1 protein-coding gene and 1 pseudogene are annotated in these 1,989 nt (G+C 73.5%); both read right to left on the minus strand.

Annotated elements, in window-relative coordinates; genetic code table 11:
* Positions 1-388: 388 nt before the first annotated feature.
* Complete coding sequence (locus GTW08_RS19580; RefSeq protein WP_073578350.1) at positions 389-1,720, minus strand: ABC1 kinase family protein; 1,332 nt, start codon at positions 1,718-1,720, stop codon at positions 389-391.
* Positions 1,717-1,989, minus strand: a pseudogene (locus tag GTW08_RS32010) (hypothetical protein); the annotation flags it as partial. The pseudogene GTW08_RS32010 and the gene GTW08_RS19580, both read right to left, overlap by 4 nt.

Here is a 1,989-nt window from a genome sequence, read left to right on the forward strand (position 1 = left end):
CTGGCCCGACTGCTGTCGGGAGCCATGAACGAGCACGCCATGTGGCTCGCGGAGCCCGGCACGGCCCATGGGGAGCGAGACCCGGAGCCGGCGCCGACCGGGAGCGGCCCGGTGCCAGCGACCCGGGGCCGGCGCGGAACCGCCGACCGGCGGGTCGGACCCACGACGGGGTGGCGGGAGGACGACCGGACCGGGGAGCGCGGGCGACCGGGGCGCGGCGCGGGCCGCGCTCGACCGGGTACTCGACGGGCTCCGCGTCCGCCCCTGACCCCACGACGCCCCCGAAGACCCCGCCAGTGGCGCCGACCTGCGCTGCTGCGTATCGGTGAGCAGAGCAAAGCGACGACAGGACACCCCCGTCCCGCAGGACCGGAGTAGCGAAGGGAGGTCAGCCGGTCGGGGCGTCCGGCTCGAACATCTCCGGCTGCCACTCGGCGACGATCTCCCGCAGCCGCACGTGGGAGTCGAGCTGGCACAGGATGCCGACGGTCCCCATCGTCACCCGGTGCACCAGCAGGAACCGCGGGGGCAGGTTCAGCGACCGGCCGATCGCCGCCTCCGGGCTACGGAGATCACCGACCCGCTCGGCCTGCTTCTGGATCCATCGGCGGCTGAAGTGGAACTCCTCGGACCCCAGCGGCTCGGTGAAGGGTGCGAGGTAGCCGAGGATCTGCTCGGACTCGATCCGGGCGCCGTCGCGGACGAACCCGGCCGAGCGCATCAGGGCCATCAGGTCGCCGCTGCGCCCCTCGAGCGCGTACTTGGTCATCGTGACCAGCTCGGGGGGCATGCCGTCGGGCATCCGGGCGACCGCACCGAAGTCGAGGACGAGCAGACGGCCGTCGTCGAGGATCCCGAAGTTGCCGGGGTGCGGGTCGGCGTGCAGCAGGTGCGCGCGGTCCGGCGCAGAGTAGTGGAAGCGGGCCAGCTGGTTGCCCGCGTGGTCGCGCTCCTCGCGGGTGCCGTCGCGGATGATCGAGGCCAGCGGGCGGCCCTGTACCCACTCCGTGATGACGGCCTTGGGGGCCGAACCGACCACGCGGGGGATCTTCACGTCCGGGTCGTCCTCGTAGAACGCGGCGAACTCGCGCTGGTACGCGGCCTCGTCGCGGTAGTCGAGCTCCTCCTCCATGCGGTCCTTGAGCTCCGCGACCAGCGGCTTGATCTCCATACCGGGGACCAGCGGCTGCAGGATGCGGCTCATCCGCCCGAGCTGACGCAGGTCCGAGCGCAGCGCCTCCTCGGCGCCGGGGTACTGCACCTTGACCGCGACCTCGCGGCCGTCGCGCTTCCAGACCGCGCGGTGCACCTGGCCGATGCTGGCCGAGGCGGCGGGCGTCTCGTCGAAGTCGGCGAACCGGGACCGCCAGGACCGCCCGAACTGCTGGGTGAGCATGTAGTCGACGTCTGCCATGGGCATCGGCGGCGCCGCGGACTGCAGCTTGGTGAGCGCCTCGCGGTAGGGCTCGGCGTACTCGTCGGGCACGGCCGCCTCGAACACGCTGAGCGCCTGCCCGAACTTCATCGCGCCGCCCTTGAGCTCGCCGAGCACCTCGAACAGCTGCTCGGCGCTCTTGGTCGCGAGCTGGGCCGCGATCTCGTCGCGGTCACCACCCGTGAGACGGCGCCCGAACCCTGCTGCGGCACGTCCGGCGACGCCGAGCGGGAGGCCGGCGAGCTTGGCGGTGCGCGAGGCGGTTCTTCGGGGAATGTCGCTCACACGGTGATTGTCCACCCGGCCGGGGGATTCCCGCACGGCGCGGTGGGCCCCGGTGCGCTGTCCGGTACCGCCGCAGCCGCTGTGCCGCAGGAACAACCGGGTCGTCGGAACCCCGGACGGGTGACGACCGTCGCCGCGTCCGCGTCGACCTCCAGCACCGCTCCCCACGACGCGGGCGGCCGGCCGCCACGCACCGGCCCGTCGACGGCGGCGAGCACCTGGCCGACCGCCACCGCCGCCGTCGCGACCAGCACGTGCGGTGCCGCCGA

The organism is Pseudonocardia sp. SID8383 (assembly GCF_009864975.1).
In the GTDB taxonomy this organism is placed as follows: Bacteria; Actinomycetota; Actinomycetes; order Mycobacteriales; family Pseudonocardiaceae; genus Pseudonocardia; species Pseudonocardia alni.